17 protein-coding genes, 1 tRNA gene and 1 pseudogene are annotated in these 16,055 nt (G+C 61.2%); 10 read left to right on the plus strand and 9 right to left on the minus strand.

Features of this window, described 5'->3' with window-relative positions:
* Positions 1-33: 33 nt before the first annotated feature.
* Positions 34-1,665 (plus strand): CTP synthase, encoded by a 1,632-nt coding sequence (locus A7A77_RS08515; RefSeq protein WP_066556298.1) that lies wholly within the window; start codon positions 34-36, stop codon positions 1,663-1,665.
* Between the two features lie 164 nt (positions 1,666-1,829).
* A complete protein-coding gene (locus A7A77_RS08520; RefSeq protein WP_066556299.1) occupies positions 1,830-2,534 on the plus strand; it encodes a Crp/Fnr family transcriptional regulator in 705 nt (234 codons plus the stop codon).
* Between the two features lie 198 nt (positions 2,535-2,732).
* On the opposite strand, the gene A7A77_RS08525 is transcribed toward A7A77_RS08520, so the two are convergent.
* Positions 2,733-3,206: an Hsp20 family protein gene (locus A7A77_RS08525; protein WP_066556300.1), complete on the minus strand. Its 474-nt coding sequence runs from the start codon at positions 3,204-3,206 to the stop codon at positions 2,733-2,735.
* Between the two features lie 216 nt (positions 3,207-3,422).
* Between A7A77_RS08525 and grxC the strand changes: the two genes are divergently transcribed.
* The 4 genes from grxC (at position 3,423) to A7A77_RS08545 (ending at position 5,188) form a co-directional block, all read left to right on the plus strand.
* Positions 3,423-3,698, plus strand: coding sequence for a glutaredoxin 3 (gene grxC / locus A7A77_RS08530; RefSeq protein ID WP_066556301.1), 276 nt, complete (start codon positions 3,423-3,425; stop codon positions 3,696-3,698).
* Between the two features lie 8 nt (positions 3,699-3,706).
* Entirely contained in the window at positions 3,707-4,540 is an 834-nt protein-coding gene (locus A7A77_RS08535) for a carbon-nitrogen hydrolase family protein (RefSeq protein WP_066556302.1), read from the plus strand.
* On the plus strand, positions 4,540-5,043 hold the full coding sequence (locus A7A77_RS08540; protein ID WP_066556304.1) for a DUF1178 family protein: 504 nt from the start codon (positions 4,540-4,542) through the stop codon (positions 5,041-5,043). The genes A7A77_RS08535 and A7A77_RS08540 overlap by 1 nt, the downstream gene beginning before the upstream one ends.
* A 68-nt stretch (positions 5,044-5,111) precedes the next feature.
* Positions 5,112-5,188: transfer RNA gene (locus A7A77_RS08545), tRNA-Arg, on the plus strand.
* Between the two features lie 115 nt (positions 5,189-5,303).
* On the opposite strand, the gene A7A77_RS08550 is transcribed toward A7A77_RS08545, so the two are convergent.
* The 5 genes and pseudogenes from A7A77_RS08550 to A7A77_RS17805 form a co-directional block, all read right to left on the minus strand.
* The gene (locus A7A77_RS08550; RefSeq protein ID WP_066556305.1) at positions 5,304-5,885 is read right to left on the minus strand and encodes a LysR family transcriptional regulator; all 582 of its coding nucleotides are present in this window, start codon (positions 5,883-5,885) and stop codon (positions 5,304-5,306) included.
* Between the two features lie 100 nt (positions 5,886-5,985).
* On the minus strand, positions 5,986-7,182 hold the full coding sequence (locus tag A7A77_RS08555; protein ID WP_066556538.1) for an MFS transporter: 1,197 nt from the start codon (positions 7,180-7,182) through the stop codon (positions 5,986-5,988).
* A 29-nt stretch (positions 7,183-7,211) separates the two neighbouring features.
* On the minus strand, positions 7,212-8,078 hold the full coding sequence (locus A7A77_RS08560) for an NAD(P)-dependent oxidoreductase (protein ID WP_066556306.1): 867 nt from the start codon (positions 8,076-8,078) through the stop codon (positions 7,212-7,214).
* A 65-nt stretch (positions 8,079-8,143) separates the two neighbouring features.
* Complete coding sequence (locus A7A77_RS08565) at positions 8,144-8,728, minus strand: TetR/AcrR family transcriptional regulator (protein ID WP_066556308.1); 585 nt, start codon at positions 8,726-8,728, stop codon at positions 8,144-8,146.
* A gap of 85 nt (positions 8,729-8,813) precedes the next feature.
* A pseudogene (locus A7A77_RS17805) lies at positions 8,814-8,924 on the minus strand (DUF3363 domain-containing protein); the annotation flags it as partial.
* 824 nt (positions 8,925-9,748) lie between these two features.
* On the opposite strand from A7A77_RS17805, the gene A7A77_RS08570 reads away from it, so the two are divergent.
* From A7A77_RS08570 to A7A77_RS08580, 3 genes are all read left to right on the plus strand, one after another.
* Complete coding sequence (locus A7A77_RS08570; protein ID WP_066556540.1) at positions 9,749-10,051, plus strand: FtsB family cell division protein; 303 nt, start codon at positions 9,749-9,751, stop codon at positions 10,049-10,051.
* A 130-nt stretch (positions 10,052-10,181) separates the two neighbouring features.
* A complete protein-coding gene (gene pdhA, locus A7A77_RS08575) occupies positions 10,182-11,267 on the plus strand; it encodes a pyruvate dehydrogenase (acetyl-transferring) E1 component subunit alpha (protein WP_066556310.1) in 1,086 nt (361 codons plus the stop codon).
* On the plus strand, positions 11,267-12,625 hold the full coding sequence (locus tag A7A77_RS08580; RefSeq protein ID WP_066556312.1) for a pyruvate dehydrogenase complex E1 component subunit beta: 1,359 nt from the start codon (positions 11,267-11,269) through the stop codon (positions 12,623-12,625). The genes pdhA and A7A77_RS08580 overlap by 1 nt, the downstream gene beginning before the upstream one ends.
* An 86-nt stretch (positions 12,626-12,711) precedes the next feature.
* Here the strand turns inward: A7A77_RS08580 and A7A77_RS08585 are convergent, their stop codons facing one another.
* The 3 genes from A7A77_RS08585 to A7A77_RS08595 are packed head-to-tail and all read right to left on the minus strand — an operon-like array spanning position 12,712 to position 15,231.
* The gene (locus tag A7A77_RS08585; RefSeq protein ID WP_066556313.1) at positions 12,712-13,263 is read right to left on the minus strand and encodes a TadE/TadG family type IV pilus assembly protein; all 552 of its coding nucleotides are present in this window, start codon (positions 13,261-13,263) and stop codon (positions 12,712-12,714) included.
* Between the two features lie 4 nt (positions 13,264-13,267).
* The gene (locus A7A77_RS08590) at positions 13,268-13,765 is read right to left on the minus strand and encodes a TadE/TadG family type IV pilus assembly protein (RefSeq protein ID WP_066556314.1); all 498 of its coding nucleotides are present in this window, start codon (positions 13,763-13,765) and stop codon (positions 13,268-13,270) included.
* An 8-nt stretch (positions 13,766-13,773) separates the two neighbouring features.
* Positions 13,774-15,231 carry a TadE/TadG family type IV pilus assembly protein gene (locus A7A77_RS08595; protein WP_066556315.1) on the minus strand — a complete coding sequence of 486 codons (1,458 nt, stop codon included), beginning with the start codon at positions 15,229-15,231 and terminating at the stop codon, positions 13,774-13,776.
* Between the two features lie 126 nt (positions 15,232-15,357).
* Here A7A77_RS08595 and A7A77_RS08600 point away from each other — a divergent pair, with 126 nt between their 5' ends.
* Positions 15,358-16,044, plus strand: coding sequence for a hypothetical protein (locus tag A7A77_RS08600; protein WP_082836016.1), 687 nt, complete (start codon positions 15,358-15,360; stop codon positions 16,042-16,044).
* The last annotated feature ends 11 nt before the right edge of the window (positions 16,045-16,055 follow it).

Below are 16,055 nucleotides of genomic sequence, written 5' to 3' on the forward strand. Positions count from 1 at the left end.
CAGGGCACCCTTATTGATTAAGGCCCGACTCCCATGGCGCGGTACATTTTTATCACCGGCGGCGTGGTCTCCTCGCTCGGCAAAGGTCTCATGGCGGCAAGTCTTGCAGCATTGCTGCAGGCGCGCGGGTACAAGGTCCGCATCCGCAAGTTCGATCCCTATCTGAACGTCGATCCGGGCACGATGAGCCCGTATCAGCACGGCGAAGTCTATGTGACCGACGACGGTGCGGAAACCGACCTTGATCTGGGCCACTATGAGCGCTTCACCGGCGTTTCCGCGCACCAGGGCGACAACATCACCTCTGGCCGCATCTACCAGCAGATCATCGCCAAGGAACGCCGCGGCGATTACCTCGGCGCGACGGTGCAGGTGATTCCGCACGTCACCGACGCAATCAAGGAATTCGCCCTTGCCGATACCGAGGGGCTGGATTTCGTCCTCTGCGAATTCGGCGGCACGGTCGGCGATATCGAAGGTCTGCCGTTTATCGAGGCGATCCGCCAGCTGCGCAACGAACTGCCGCGAGAGGATACTTGCGCCATCCACGTGACGCTGGTGCCCTATATCAAGGCTGCGGGCGAGTTGAAGACGAAGCCGACTCAGCACTCGGTTCGCGAGCTGACCAGTCTGGGCGTGCAGCCCGACGTCCTGCTCTGCCGCTGCGAACAGCCGCTGCCCGAAGGGGAGCGGCGCAAGATCGCGCAGTTCTGCAACGTTCGGCCCGAAGCGGTGATCCCGGCGCTGGACGCCAGTTCAATCTACGCCGTGCCGCTGCAATATCACGCAGAAGGCCTCGATAACGAGGTTCTGCGCCATTTCCACATGGAAGCGCCGCAGCCCGACCTTGCAACGTGGCACGACATCGTCGACCGGTACGAGAACCCGGAAAGCGAAGTCACTATTGCGGTGGTCGGCAAGTATGTCGGCCTGCCCGATGCCTACAAGTCGCTGAATGAAGCGTTGGTCCACGGCGGCATGGCGAACCGGGTGAAGGTCAACATCAACTGGATCGATGCCGAACTGTTCGAACAGGACGACAGCGACATCATTGCCCAGCTCGAACCGATGCACGGTATCCTGGTGCCCGGCGGCTTCGGGAATCGCGGCAGCGAGGGCAAGATCGAGAGTGTGCGTTTCGCGCGCGAACGCGGGGTACCGTTCCTCGGCATCTGCCTCGGCATGCAGATGGCCTGTGTCGAAGGTGCGCGCAACACGTCCGGTATCGCCAGGGCATCATCGACCGAATTCGGCGAAACGCCCGAACCGGTTGTTGGCATCATCACCGAGTGGATGACATCGGAAGGGCTGGAAACGCGTGCGGCGGGCGGGGATCTTGGCGGCACCATGCGGCTGGGCGCTTATCCCGCTGCGCTGTCGGGCAACAGCCGCGCGGCTTCTCTCTACGGCTCGACCGACATTTCGGAACGGCACCGCCATCGTTTCGAAGTGAACGTCGCCTACAAGGAAAAGCTGGAGCAGGGCGGTCTTATTTTCTCCGGCATGTCGCCAGACGGGCTCTTGCCCGAAATCGTGGAACGCCCTGATCATCCATGGTTTATCGGCGTCCAGTTCCATCCCGAGCTGAAAAGCCGCCCGTTCGATCCACACCCCTTGTTCGCCGGATTCATCGGTGCGGCGCTGGAACAATCCCGCCTCGTGTAACCACGCGAAGCCCGGATTTCTGCGGCTATTACGTTAAAATGCTTGCCAGCCCGCCCACGCTTCCGATAGCGACGCTGTAATATTTGTTAATCCGGCGCGGGAGATTCTGGATTTATCCAGCAGCCGTGCCGGCCCTCTTCGGGAACGTGGGGCGCAGTCGGGTCATGCAGTCGGTCAACATCGGACAGCTGGGCGAGCTTTTGCCGCCATCCAGCCTGTTCGCCGATTGTTCGGAGGACGAGCTTTCGGAAATCGTCGCCCGTGCACAAGTGCGCAGCTTTCCGGCGGGCAAGGAAATCCTGGCACAGGGGGAAGACGGCGATGCCCTGTTCATCCTGCTGTCTGGCGTTGCACGGGTAAGCGTTCTGGCTGCGAACGGGCGCGAGATCGTGCTGGATTACGCCGAAGGCGGTGAAGTGCTTGGCGAGATCGCAATGATCGACAACGGGCTTCGCACCGCAAGCGTTCATGCCTTCACCGACTGCGAGGCTCTGCGCCTGACCCGCCAGTCCTTTACAGAGATCGTTGAACGGCATCCGCAGATGGCGATGCGGCTGTTGCAGGCACTGGCCCGGCGGCTGCGCCAGACCAATCTGACGATCGAGGCGGAGCGCGCCTATACCTCCGGTCCGCGCCTTGCGCGCTTCCTGTTGCGTCTGATGATCGGCGAGGGTGACCAAAAGGATAGCGGATCGCAGCTCAAACTTGCGCTAAGTCAAGGAGAACTGGGCAATTTTGCCGGTATGTCGCGCGAACAGATCAATCGCCAGCTTTCGGCGTGGGTCGATTGCGGCATTGTTTCCCTGCACCAGGGAAAAGTAACTATTCTTGATCGCGAAGCTCTCATAGATATCGCGGAAGAATGGTAGAAGTGTTATAAGAGCTTGCTTCCTGGGGGTGACTGTCTTTCTGCGACCCGGATGGTCATTCCCAAGGGCAAGGCGGCGGTGACGTCGCGGGGGCGGTACCTTCGGGTCCGCCCCCAATTTTTCGGTTTTGTATAAAATACATAAAAGACGCGACCGGGGATCCGGCCGCGCCTTGTTTTTACTGGTTGCCGAAAGTTCTCAGGCGGCCTTGTCTTCGCCCCCCGATCCGTGTTCGACTACGGAAAGCGGGCTCTTGCCGTTCACAGAGATCTTCTTGGGCTTCATCGCTTCGGGCACCTCGCGTTCAAGGTCGATGCGAAGCAGGCCGTCGGCAAGCTGCGCGTCCTTTACCAGCACGAAATCGGCCAGTTCGAAGCGCCGCTCGAATCCGCGCTGCGCGATGCCGACATGCAGGAACTCGCCCGTCTGGGGTTCTTCGGCCTTCTTGCCGGTAACGACAAGAAGGTTCTGCTGTGCGGTAATGTCGATATCCTCGGGCTTGAAGCCGGCGAGGGCGAGGGTGATGCGGTAGCTGTCTTCGCCGCGACGCTCGATATTGAAGGGCGGGTAGTTGTCGCCCTGGCTTGCCCGCGCGTTGTTCTCCAACAGGTCGAACAGGCGGTCGAAGCCGACGGTGGTGCGGCGGTAGGGGGTAAAATCGAAACGGTTCATCTTGCAAATCCTCTTCTTTGAGCAATTCACTTGAGGACTTGCCGGCCCTTCCGGCGCACGGCGGTCCTCACTCGATTATGGCCCGGCACCCTTGCGGCGTGCCTGATGAAATGACATCTGGGCCGGATCAAATCTGGGAATGCGCAGTATCATGGTCAAGAGGCTGCGGATTCTTGCCATTCGCTATGCCGGTCCGCATTCAAGGAGATTGCCGCAGTGTCAGATGCCAACAGCGTACCCAAGGTCGAGATCTATACCCAGTTTGGGTGCGGTTATTGCCATCGCGCGGTGGCGCTGTTGAAGTCCAAGGGCGTCGAATTCACCGAATACGACACCACGATGGACCGGCAGAAGCGGGCCGAAATGGTCGAGCGCAAACCCGATGCGCGCACCGTGCCGCAGATTTTCATCGACGATGTCGCAATCGGCGGCAGTGACGATCTTGCCGCGCTCGATAGTGCGGGCAAGCTTGATCCGATGCTCGGCCTCTGACCATCGCTATGTCTGATCCGGTTACCATCGCGCTTTACCAGGCGACGACGGGTATCGACCCTGCCGCCAATGCCGCAGCGCTTGTCGCCGCGGCGGAGCGTGCGTCTGGCGAAGGGGCGGCGATGATGTTCACGCCGGAAATGTCCGGGCTGCTCGATCGGGATCGCAAGCGTGCGGCACCGCACATCGTGCCCGAAGGCGATAACGAAGTGCTTGCGGCCATGCGCGAGGCGGCGGCGAAGCAGGGCATATGGATTGCGCTCGGTTCGCTGGCGGTCGCGCGGGAGGATGGCCGGTGGGCCAACCGCTCCTTCGTCATCGACGGCAGTGGCGAAATCGCCGCGCGCTACGACAAGATCCACATGTTCGACGTGGATCTGACATCAGGCGAAAGCTGGCGCGAATCCAATGCCTATGCTCCCGGCGAAGAGGTGGTGACTGCCGAAACCCCGATCGGACGATTGGGCCTTGCGATCTGCTACGACTTGCGGTTTCCGGCCCTGTTCGGCGCACTGGGCGATCAGGACTGCGCCGCGATTGCCCTGCCGGCTGCCTTTACCGTTCCGACGGGCAAGGCGCACTGGGAAGTGATGCTGCGCGCCCGCGCGATCGAAGCCAGCGCCTATGTCATCGCGGCAGCGCAAGTGGGCACGCACGAGGATGGCAGGAAGACATACGGTCACAGCATGGTCGTCGATCCCTGGGGCGATGTCCTGCTGGATATGGGCGGCGATGCATCGGGAATTGGCATTGCGCACATCGATCCGGCGCGATTGTCCGAAGTGCGCGGACAGCTGCCCAGTCTTGCCAATCGGCGAAAAATCCCTAGTTCGCACGGGTAATGATCGTTTTCGACCTTTGTTGCCGCGAAAATGCGCATCGCTTCGAAGCCTGGTTCAGGTCTTCGGATGATTTCGTGCGCCAGCAGGATGCGGGACTGCTCGTTTGTCCGCATTGCGGTTCTTCGAGTATCGAAAAGGCGGTGATGGCTCCTGCGGTGGGCCGCAAGGGCAATCAGGCACCGATCATGGTCGAAAGTGGCGCTGCGGAAAAACCGTCTGCGACGCCGGTGCCCATAGAAGCGAGTGCCCAGTTGTCGACCGTCACGCCGGAAATGCGCGAGGCACTCGATACGCTCGTAAGGATGCAAAAGGCGGCGCTGGAAAAATCACGCTGGGTCGGTGACGATTTTGCCGAACAGGCCCTTGCCATGCATTACGGCGAGAAGGACCAGGAAGCGATCCACGGACAGGCCACGACCGAGGAGGTCGAGGACCTGCTGTCCGAAGGTGTGGAGATTGCTCCGCTGCCGTTTCCGGTTGCACCGCCCGACATCGTCAACTGATCGCGAATCGATAGTCGGCCATTCCGACATTGTCATCCACGCCGCTCATCACTAAACGCACCGCTAGTGCGCCCGTAGCTCAGCAGGATAGAGCATCAGATTCCTAATCTGAGGGCCACAGGTTCGAATCCTGTCGGGCGCACCATTTCAGCACAGAACCACTAACGCCTATTGCCGCCGATTTCCCGCTGGAAGCGGCAACAAGCGTGCGTAGCAGTTCCGCTTTCGATCCCATGATGCGAACTTCGTCGTCAGAGACCTCAACGCGCTGCGCCCGGGCGCGAAGGTGCTCCCGCCGATATCCACCGCGAATGACAATCGGTCAGCTCCGGCGCGCCTGCCACGAAAGCGACATCGATGCGATCGGCGCGCAGATGCGTTATCGTGTCCCGTGCCGTGGCTTCCATGATCTCCAAAGCGATGCCCGGATAGGCGCCGCGATATCGCGCGATTAGCTCGCCAAAGAAGCTGCATGGGAGCAAACCCGGAGTACCGACGCGCAGCCGGCCATATTCCCCGTCCGCCGCCATGTTCGCAGTTTTGATTGCGTAATCGATCTGGTCGATGCCCACCGCCACCCGCGCGACGAATTGCTGACCAGCTTCCGTCAACCGCACGCCGCGTGTGTTGCGTTCGAACAAGAGGATGCCAAGCTCTGCTGCCAGCGCCTTGATGTGAGTGCTGACGCTCGATTGGCTGGTGCCGAGCGCCAGCGCGGCACGATGGAAGCTGAGATGTTCCGCGACCGCGAGCGTTTGGATCAGCGCGGCAATCGGAATCCGCCCGCCTGATAGCTGCGGTGGGTGATCGGCAGGCGGATTCGCTACCGAGCGTCTGCGCATGGTGCTTCTTTCCGGCTGATCGGTAAGCGGAGCGCGGTGCTCCAGACGGCGACTACAACCGCCGTCTGGAGAAGATGGGACTTGCCCCCGCCTATCATCGTTATGCGCCCCGGCGTCCCGAACGGAAGCCGTAGCTTTCAGCTTGCCACGCCGCCGCCAAGGCAAGGAGTATGAGAGGCAGCACGATCCATGGCAACGAGGCCGCACCGGCCTTATCCATGGCCAGCCCGCCGATTAGACCGCCGCCCGCGACGGCGAGGTTGAAGACGGTGACGAGGATGGATTGCGCGACGTCGGCATGGTTTCCGGCGCAATCGGCCAGCGCCGTTTGTAGCAAGGTCGGTGCGCCGCCGAAGGTCAGGCCCCAAATCGTCACGCCAGCCAGCACCATGATTGGGGAGCCATGGGAGAACGCCAGCAATAGCGCCGCACCAGCGAAGGCGGCGAGAACGAGCAGCGTGACGTGCCGCAAGCGATGATCGACCAGGAGGCTGGTTCCCCATATGCCGACGACGGACGCCACCCCGAAGACGAGCAAGATCATATCGACCCGCAAGCTTGCGTCCGTGGTGCCAAGGAAGGGCGCGACGTAGGTGTAAAGAATGTTGTGCGCGAGAATCCACGCGAACAGCACGAAGAGCACCGGACGGATGCCGCGAATGGCGCAGACCCGACCGACAGGAAGACGTTGGTGCTGCGCCTGTCCGGGGAAGTCGTGAACTCCAAATCGAATCCAGGCGAGCAACAGGAGGGCCAGGGCGGACATGATCCAGAACACGAACCGCCAATCGGTCAGTTCGCCGAGCCATGCGCCGAGTGGCACGCCGAGCGACAGGGCAATGGGCTGGCCGACGCCGACGATCGCCATCGCCCGACCTTGCAGATGGGGCGGAGCGAGACGCCGCGCATAGCCTGCGACAAGGCCCCATACGACGCCAGCCGCCATGCCCGCGATGAAACGGGCCAAGAACGTCAAGCCATAATGCGCCGAAACGGCCGTGATCGTGTTGAAGATCAGCAGTCCAGCAATAGCGAGTAGGAACAGCGGGCGACGATTCCAGCTTCGCGTCGCCGCGATGACGGGGATCGCCGCCACCACCGAACCGAGCGCATAGAGCGTCACGGTTTGCCCGGCCATGGCTTCGGAGACGCCCAGACCATGACCGATCTGCGGTAGCAGGCCGGCGGGCATGTTCTCGGTCATGATGGCGAGAAAACCCGCCACGGTGAAGGCGAGCAGTTGACCGACCGGAAGGCGATCCGGCGTAGCACTGCCCTTGGGCGCTACGCCCTGCATGTTTTCAGAGATTGTCATTTGATCGTCCGTCAGGCGAGGAAGGAAGCTGCGATGTCCTTGTCGCCATGGCCGGTTTCGGCCACGCGCTGGAAGCGGACAAGTCCGGCCTCCGCCAGATCGGCGCGCACGCCGGTTCCCTTGAGGGCTTCCACGACCAGCCGCGCATCCTTCACACCGTTCTCAACCGAGAAGCTGGTGGCGAAATCGCCCTTGAGCATCGCCGCGCCTTTGCCCTGGAAATAGCCGCTGTCGAGCGGGCCGCCCGTCACCGCCTCGATCACCAAGGCCGGATCGACGCCAAGCGCGCGGGCGATGGCGAGGGTTTCCGCCGTGCCGTGGGTCAGCGCGAAAACATATGCATTGAGGGCCAGCTTCAACCGGCTGCTTGCGCCAGCGGTATCGGACGCCCACATGGTCTTTTGGCCGATTGCATCAAAAACGGATTGGGCCGTCTCTCGCTTGTCCTGTGGACCGGACGCGAGGATGACCAGCTTCCCTTGCTCGGCAGGCTGGCGGGTTCCCTGGACCGGCGCATCATAGAGGGCCAGGCCATTCGCGGTGGCAAAGCCTGACAGGCCATCCATTGCTTCAACGCCGACCGTGCTGAGTTGCAGCCAGATTGTGCCTTTGGAGATGCCAGGGAGTGCTGCATTCATCGCCTCGACCACCGCGGGTCCGTCTTTCAACACGGTTACGATGATCGCCGCGCCGCGAACCGCATCGGCCGCATTCTCGAACGGCGCGCCGCCATCGGCGGCGAGCGCCTGCGCCTTTTCCGCCGAGCGGTTCCAGGCGCGAACCGCGAAACCCTTGCGGGCCAGATTTCGGGCAACGGCGGCACCAATGATGCCGGTTCCGAGAACGGCGACCGGAAGGGCGAAGGAATTGTCAGTCATGGGATACTCCTGTGGGCTGGTTATTCTTTAATGATCGTTCCATAATAGGCAAAAAAAAGGGGCGATCAGGTTAACGAGGCGAGCGTCTGGTCGATGACGGCGGCGAGTTTGGGGCGGTCCTTGGGTTGGAGGGTCTTGGCAAGCACCCGCAATCCCTGCACAGCATTGAACAGGAAAAGCGCAAGGACAGCGGCATCTGCTTCGGGCCGAATCTCATTGGCGGCTTGGCCGCGCCGGATCGTCTGTTCGATGCCGCGCACCAGAATATCGAAGTTCTGCCGCACGAGGTCAGCGACGTGGGGATCGCGCCCCGCCATTTCGACCGCGCTGTTGGTGGCGAGGCAGCCGCGCTTCTGCGGCGCGGTTAAATCGGCTTCGACTATATCCGTCATCAACTCGCGCAGCCGCTCAATGGGCAATCCCTCTTGCCGCAGCTTATCGACATGGGCTTGCGCGCGCTTGTGGTAGCGGAGCAACGCCTGTTCAAAAAGGCCGTCCTTATTGGCATAGGCCGCATAGAGACTGCCGCGCCCAAGTCCGGTTGCATCCACGAGGTCTTGGGCGGACGTGCCTTCGTAGCCATTGCGCCAGAAGGTCTCCATCACCGCGTCAAGGACACGTTCTTCGTCAAACTCTCGTGGCCGGGCCATATCGTTCCTGTTTCCGTTATGGAATGACTATACCATAATTCGATCGGCATGTTTGTCAAGGAGGTTCGATCCACATTAGGAACGACTATAGCCCCAATCCCCGCTGTCGCCCCAACTGCCACGACACCGATCTACCTTGGACTATGCCGCTGATCTCCTTGCCAAGCTGGCGGTCGATGACCGGCCGCCACCCAACCCGCGCAGCGCCGGTTCCATCCGCTCGCCAAGTTCCCACATGTTGGGCAAGTGGAATGACTGCTTCGCGAAGGGAAAGGCCGTTCCGGCGAAAAGCCACGTTCGCGGTCCACGAGGCTGCAACGGCTGTTGCGCTGACTGGCCAGCCCGACGGCGACTGGACCGCCGTTCGAGCAGTGCTTGAGGCTGGGGCCTGCACTCGGCTCGCCGAGGTTGCGAAGGGGGCGCGCAACGTCCGGCGTTCTCGAACACGCCACGCCGCTCCGGCAAAGCCTGTCGCAGGACTGGCGCGATACCGGCGGATACAAGAACGCGCTGGCGGTCACTCGCCAAGCGTTCGTGCAGGAGCATTTCGCGCGACCGATCACAAGCTTAAGTCGGGTGCGTGCTCCTGCTTTCTGCTGAGTGAGGATGGATGAAATCGGCCACCTCCTGTCGGCAACGTGAGTGCCGTGACGATAGGAGGGATTTAGAGGGCTATGGAGGAGATATAGTTGTCATCATCGCTCGGCGCGGCGCACCACAACAAGGGACTGTCCCGCAGGGGCGGTCCCTTGTTGTGTTGGGTCATGCCAGATCGAAGCCCGGTTCGGAGTCGCAGGCGCATGAGCGCCGGAGAGGTGCGAAGCGCAATCCTGTCAGGTGCCAACGCGGCCGCGATAGCCGTGCCTAATGCTGGAAATATTCGCGCAAACTATCGTTCTGCCGCAATACTTGTCCACCACGGCGCTTAAGGCTCACGAGGACCTTGAAAGCGCCATCGAATTGTGATTCTGGTAAGAAATGGCTGGCAACAACCTCCTTCAACTTGGCAAGCGTAGCAAGATGGCGACGACACCGCACCTGCCCAAGCGGCGGTTCGGCCGGGTTGTGGCCGTCGGCGCGCTCATTACGTTGGGTGCGCTGGCGCTGGTCGGGCCGACGGGCGTTCGCGCGTGGAGCGATTCGGCGCGCGTGCTTGAGCAGCGCGAAACCGAGCTTGCCACTTTGCGTGCAGAGCGTGAGCGGATCGCAAATCGCGTCGAACTTCTCGACCCGTCGAACGCCGATCCGGACCTTGTCGGCGAGTTGCTGCGCAGTAATCTGAACGTTGCGCATCCCGACGAAGTTGTCGTTCCGCGACACTGATCTCCTGAAAGTCGATCGACCTGCGGATCAACGCTTGTGATTCGTGGTCGACCGCAATTATAGGAGCAATTGGACCGCGGGCGCCCTCCCTCCCTCTTTGCCCGCGCATCCAGGCATAGAGGTGTATCGATTGGCTACCAGGAAATCGAAGGGCGGCGCGACAGGCGCTGCCGTTACGGCTCCCACCGATAATCCCGACTTCGCCCTGCGCTCGCTGCAGGACAAATTTGAAAAACAGGGATCGTTCAAGGCGAACGACGACGAACTGCTGAAGTTCTACGAGCAGATGCTGCTGATCCGCCGTTTCGAGGAACGTGCGGGCCAGCTGTACGGGCTCGGACTGATCGGCGGTTTCTGTCACCTGTACATCGGTCAGGAAGCGGTTGCGGTCGGACTGCAGTCCGCATTGGCCGAAGGCAAGGATTCGGTGATCACGGGTTATCGCGACCATGGGCATATGCTTGCCTATGGCATCGATCCGAAGGTCATCATGGCCGAGCTGACCGGTCGTCAGGCCGGTATCTCCAAGGGCAAGGGTGGCTCCATGCACATGTTCAGCACCGAACATGCGTTTTACGGCGGCCACGGCATCGTCGGCGCGCAGGTTCCGCTTGGTGCGGGCCTTGCCTTTGCCCACAAGTACCGCGGTGATGGCGGCGTCTGCATGGCCTACTTCGGCGATGGCGCGGCGAACCAGGGGCAGGTCTACGAAACCTTCAACATGGCCTCGCTCTGGCAGCTTCCGATCATCTTCGTGATCGAGAACAACCAGTATGCGATGGGCACCAGCACGGCCCGCTCCAGCGCAGAGACCGAATTCCACCGTCGCGGCACCGCGTTCCGCATCCCGGGCATGGATGTCGACGGGATGGACGTGCTTGCCGTGCGCGGCGCGGCCCAAGTCGCGCTGGAACATGTACGCGGCGGCGGCGGTCCGGTGCTTATGGAAATGAACACCTATCGCTATCGCGGTCACTCCATGTCCGATCCGGCGAAGTATCGCACGCGTGACGAGGTCAACGAGATGCGCGAAAAGCGCGATCCGATCGAACATGCCAAGGCTGAACTGGTCGCGCGCGGCGTGGACGAGGCAAAGCTGAAGGAAATCGAGAAGGCCATCCGCGCACAGGTCGGCGAGTCGGCCGATTTCGCCGAAAGCTCGCCCGAACCGGAGATGAGCGAACTGTACACCGACGTTCTGGTGGAAACCTACTGATGTCTATCGAACTGAAGATGCCCGCGCTCTCCCCGACGATGGAGGAGGGCACTCTCGCCAAGTGGCTGGTCAAGGAAGGCGACGATATTTCGCCCGGCGACATCATTGCCGAGATCGAAACCGACAAGGCCACGATGGAATTCGAATCCATCGATGAAGGCAAAGTCGGCAAGATCATGATCGAGGCCGGAACCGAAGGTGTGAAGGTCGGCACCGTGATCGCGGTGCTGGAAGGTGACGATGCCGATGCATCCGCGCCGCCGCCTGCCGCAGCGCCCGAACCGGCAAGCGAGCCTGCACCCGCACCGAAGGCGGAAAAGCCCAAGGGCGAGCCGAAGGTTGCCCGGGACCCGCAGGTTCCCGAAGGTACGAGCATGGTTTCCCTGACCGTGCGCGAAGCATTGCGCGACGCCATGGCAGAGGAAATGCGCGCCGACGACCGCGTCTTCGTGATGGGCGAGGAAGTGGCCGAGTACCAGGGGGCGTACAAGGTGACGCAGGGCCTGCTGGACGAATTCGGCTCCAAGCGCGTGATCGACACGCCGATTACCGAATACGGCTTTGCCGGCATCGGTACCGGTGCTGCCATGGGCGGTCTGCGCCCGATCGTCGAGTTCATGACCTTCAACTTCGCGATGCAGGCGATCGACCACATCATCAACTCTGCCGCGAAGACGAACTACATGTCCGGCGGCCAGATGCGTTGCCCGATCGTGTTCCGCGGCCCCAACGGCGCGGCCAGCCGCGTTGGTGCGCAGCACTCGCAGAACTACGGCCCGTGGTACGCCAGCGTGCCCGGACTTGTGGTGATCGCGCCATATGATGCCGCCGATGCCAAGGGCCTGATGAAAGCCGCGATCCGCAGCGAGGATCCGGTTGTGTTCCTTGAAAACGAACTGGTCTACGGTCGCAGCTTCGACGTGCCGGACATGGACGATTGGGTCCTGCCGATTGGCAAGGCGCGTATCATGCGCGAAGGTTCGGACGTGACGATCGTTTCCTACTCGATCGGCGTCGGACTTGCTCTGGAAGCAGCCGAAACGCTGGCGGGTGAGGGGATCGATGCCGAAGTCATCGACCTGCGTACCCTGCGCCCGCTGGATACCGAAACGGTTCTGGCGAGCCTGAAGAAAACCAACCGCGTCATCGTTGCCGAAGAGGGCTGGCCCACCTGCTCGATCGCCAGCGAAATCGCCGCCGTCTGCATGGAGCAGGGCTTCGACGATCTCGATGCCCCGGTCCTGCGGGTGACGGACGAGGATGTGCCGCTTCCCTATGCGGCGAACCTTGAAAAGGCGGCGCTGATCGATGCGTCGCGCATCGTCGCTGCCGCCAAGAAGGTTTGTTATCGCGGCTAAGGCTGGCGAAGCTCACAATGAGAAAGGCCTGCCACCGGCATTCGCGGTGGCAGGCCTTTTTCTTTGGTGCGATTTTCTTCTGGAGATCAGGCGCCCAGATCGCCACCGCCGGTGTCGGTTCCGGTGCCTGGATCAGTCCCATCGGTGGTCCCGTCGCCAGTGCCATCACCTGTGTCCGTGGTGTCGGTGGAATCCTCGCGCACCAGATCTTCAGGGATGAACAATTGCCGGGTATAGTCGATTTCCAGCACACCCCAGTCTGCAAAGCCCAGAATGTTTGGCACCGTGTAGTTCATATTGACGTCCATCTTGCGGACGCGGTCAATATCCTGCGTGGCGCTTTCGCTGACGTCGATGGTCAGCTGCGAAATTTGCAGGATGTAGGGGGGAGTCACCGCGATACTGAGTGCGGCATCCTCCATCTGTGAGGGCGTAAGGCTGTTTCGCTTCTGCGATTCAACCGCCATGAACCGGCTGATCTCTCCCGCGACGCCACGAACCGCGTTTTGCGCCTGGAGATAGAGGCCGACCTGAAGCACGCTGATCATCATCCCAATCAGAACGGGCAGCAGGAATGCCACTTCGATGATGGAGACGCCGCGTTCGTCGTTTTTCAGGCGGTTGAGGAACGTGTTCATCGGCCTACCCTATCTGTACGCTGCGTTTCACGTTGAATTCGAAGTCCTGCCCGATGCCGTAATTGGTCCACACGGGCGAATAGCTGGTCCGCAGGTAGATCACGACGAAAGTGCTGATGGACTGGCTCTCGTTCGAACAGCCATATGTCGCCTGCCGCGCGCTGTTGTTGCCACAACGGTAACGTTTGTACACCGCGACCTGGCCGACTGCCGGTTCCGAACTCGTCGTTGCGGTCAGCCCGCTGGCTTCGGCTGCATAGGCGCGCACCTGGTTGAGGGTCGCAGCGCCTTCGAGTTCTGTGGTGGGCGCGGAGGTCAGCACGATTTCCATCGAGTTCGAGGCGATCTGCTGCAGCTGTGTCTGACGCGCATACATCGCTCCGGCCTCTACCCCGCCAAGCGTGAGGCCGACGAGAGCGGGGGCGACGAAGGCCGTTTCGATGAGAACCGATGCACGATCCTCTTCGAAAAACCGGTGCGCAAAATTGGCGAGCATGTTCATGGCTGACCTCACGAAACAAGCCGGACGGTGCCGAGGAACACGACTTCCTCATGCGTTTGGTCGTTGGGGCAGAAGTCCGACATGTTGACCGTACCGTTCAGGTTGATCTTGTTGGCGATGATTGTCAGGCAGATGTTTGCCACGTTTGCCGTGCCGGCAAGGCTCAGTGTGCTCTTGGGCAAATAGATCGTGCCGCTGATCCATGTGGTAGACGTGCCCGCAAACTTGTTGCCCAGACCTTCACCCGAAGGATTGTAGCCTTCCGATTCCGGGTCTTCGTAAACCAGCATACCGTTGATCTTGTGCGCGAGATCTGGGTCGACGCCATATTTGTTGATCAGCGTCGTCTCCGTGATTCCCTGAAGGTTGATCTCGGTCGATTGGCCATTGTCGGACGTGCCAACCACCTTGATCCCCGCGCCGTTCGTCAGGATAAACATGATATCGGTGCCCAGCGTCTTGTAATTGCCGCCGATGTCCAGCATTCCGCCGTCGATCACGTAGATGCCGGGCTGGAACGTCGTGTCGCAAGCTACCTTGATACCGCCGGTGTGCCAGCCGGGAGTGGCGATGCCTATCTTTTTGCCGGGGCCGCCGTTGCCCTTGCCGTTGCCGACCGACGTGCAGGAATAGCTTCCGGGAGGGTTGGTCGGAACGTTGTTGATCGGCGGGACAACATCGGCAAACTGGTCGTAAAGCTGACCAAAGTTTTCGATGATAAGGTCGTCTGTGATAAGTTCGATGTCGTCATCGACGGTGCCCGCAGTCACGATAGTGCCGGCATCGATCGTGGGCGTACCATTGGCGACGATGGCGTCTTCGCCTTCCCAACCGCTGGTGCCATCATCCTTGTCGATGCAATAGCCGTCGGTATCATAGGAAGTTACGCAGATACGCTTGGAATCCGAGAGCGCGGCAATGCCGCAGCCTGCGGTAAAGACGGGGTTGCCGTTGAATGTGATGGTACCGCCGTCATGGGGATCGACGGCCTTGAGGCATTCTGTCGTGACGAGGCCGCCGGTAAAGGCAGCTTGGCTGAATACGGAAACAGTCGTGGCAGAGCGCGTGAAATAGCTTGTGAAGGGAAGCATCCGCGTCGCGCTCACACTGACCGAAACGGCGTTTCCAACCTCGCCCGCATAATTGGACAGGGTAATGCTGGGCGTAGTGTTGATATCCTTTGTCACCGATTCATTTGCGTTGAATTCGGTCAGGCCGCGCTCGACGTATGTAGTGCTGTTCTGGTTGTTCGCCAGCTCCCATGCAGCGGCAATCGCGGCTTGGTCAGAGGCGAACTGCAATTCCCGTTTCCACAGATAGATCTGGGCAAAATCGACGGCGAAGCCGCCACCGCCGATGATCATCGGCGCGCCGAACGCGGCGATAAGAAGTGCGTTCGCGCCGGTATCCGCCCGGAAACGGCGGAGAAATCGCGTGGCGCGCCTGGTCGCATGGCGAAGGATCATCGATTGCCCCCTTGCAAACTAACGTTCATGCAAGCGGCAAACGCCTGCACGATTATGGATACACGCGCTGAAATTACGGTGTTTCTGGTAAGCAGGTTTTGAAGGAACAGGGTTAATGATGTGTTAGTGACCCATCGGTCTGACATTCGGCGCTTTTGGCGGGAAGAAGGGCAGGCGCTGATTGCTGAATTGCCCCCGCTGGCAAGGCTTGCGGCCAGCTACGCCCCTGCGCGCTGCCGCCATCTCTGGTTCGGGTTTCTCGCCCTCGATCGCCGATTCGCGCATATCGTCGCATCCGCGCGGGAACCGATGCTGGCGCAGATGCGCCTTGCCTGGTGGCGAGAGACGCTGGGGCAGCCTGTGGCAGATCGTCCGGCGGGCGATGTGTTGCTTGGGGCACTGGCCGCTTGGGAGGATGCCGCAGTGCTTGCGGCCCTTGCCGATGGCTGGGAAGCGATGCTGGGCGAAGCGCCGCTTGATGCAGCGTCCTTCGCCTCGTTGGCCGGCGCGCGAGGCGATGTCGTGGCCGCGATTGGGCGCCTGAGTGGACATGGCGATGAGGCGCAGGCGGGATACGATCTTGGCTATCGCTGGGCGTTGGCCGATGTCGTCGCGCATCTTTCCGATCAGGAGGAGCGGCGCGCGGTGCTGGCCTTGCATCAAGGCGCAAACCGGCCGGGTTCGCCCACCCCGCGCGCGATCAGGCCTGCGGCAATCCTCGATGCCTTGGCCTCGCGGGGTCTTGAGCAGGAGACCGGGCCGACAGTGGCAGACTTTCTGACGGCCGTGCGGATCGGAATAATCGGTCGTTGATGAATTGCCGC

Origin of the sequence: Croceicoccus bisphenolivorans (genome assembly GCF_001634625.1) — a bacterium.
GTDB lineage: Bacteria > Pseudomonadota > Alphaproteobacteria > Sphingomonadales > Sphingomonadaceae > Croceicoccus > Croceicoccus bisphenolivorans.

Bases quoted from the DNA above. Each gene is read 5' to 3' on its own strand.
- A7A77_RS08515 (WP_066556298.1), top strand. From the start codon at position 34: ATGGCGCGGTACATTTTTATCACCGGCGGCGTGGTCTCCTCGCTCGGC.
- A7A77_RS08520 (WP_066556299.1), top strand. From the start codon at position 1,830: ATGCAGTCGGTCAACATCGGACAGCTGGGCGAGCTTTTGCCGCCATCC.
- A7A77_RS08525 (WP_066556300.1), bottom strand. From the start codon at position 3,206: ATGAACCGTTTCGATTTTACCCCCTACCGCCGCACCACCGTCGGCTTC.
- A7A77_RS08535 (WP_066556302.1), top strand. From the start codon at position 3,707: ATGTCTGATCCGGTTACCATCGCGCTTTACCAGGCGACGACGGGTATC.
- A7A77_RS08540 (WP_066556304.1), top strand. From the start codon at position 4,540: ATGATCGTTTTCGACCTTTGTTGCCGCGAAAATGCGCATCGCTTCGAA.
- A7A77_RS08550 (WP_066556305.1), bottom strand. From the start codon at position 5,885: ATGCGCAGACGCTCGGTAGCGAATCCGCCTGCCGATCACCCACCGCAG.
- A7A77_RS08555 (WP_066556538.1), bottom strand. From the start codon at position 7,182: ATGCAGGGCGTAGCGCCCAAGGGCAGTGCTACGCCGGATCGCCTTCCG.
- A7A77_RS08560 (WP_066556306.1), bottom strand. From the start codon at position 8,078: ATGACTGACAATTCCTTCGCCCTTCCGGTCGCCGTTCTCGGAACCGGC.
- A7A77_RS08565 (WP_066556308.1), bottom strand. From the start codon at position 8,728: ATGGCCCGGCCACGAGAGTTTGACGAAGAACGTGTCCTTGACGCGGTG.
- A7A77_RS08570 (WP_066556540.1), top strand. From the start codon at position 9,749: ATGGCGACGACACCGCACCTGCCCAAGCGGCGGTTCGGCCGGGTTGTG.
- A7A77_RS08580 (WP_066556312.1), top strand. From the start codon at position 11,267: ATGTCTATCGAACTGAAGATGCCCGCGCTCTCCCCGACGATGGAGGAG.
- A7A77_RS08585 (WP_066556313.1), bottom strand. From the start codon at position 13,263: ATGAACACGTTCCTCAACCGCCTGAAAAACGACGAACGCGGCGTCTCC.
- A7A77_RS08590 (WP_066556314.1), bottom strand. From the start codon at position 13,765: ATGAACATGCTCGCCAATTTTGCGCACCGGTTTTTCGAAGAGGATCGT.
- A7A77_RS08595 (WP_066556315.1), bottom strand. From the start codon at position 15,231: ATGATCCTTCGCCATGCGACCAGGCGCGCCACGCGATTTCTCCGCCGT.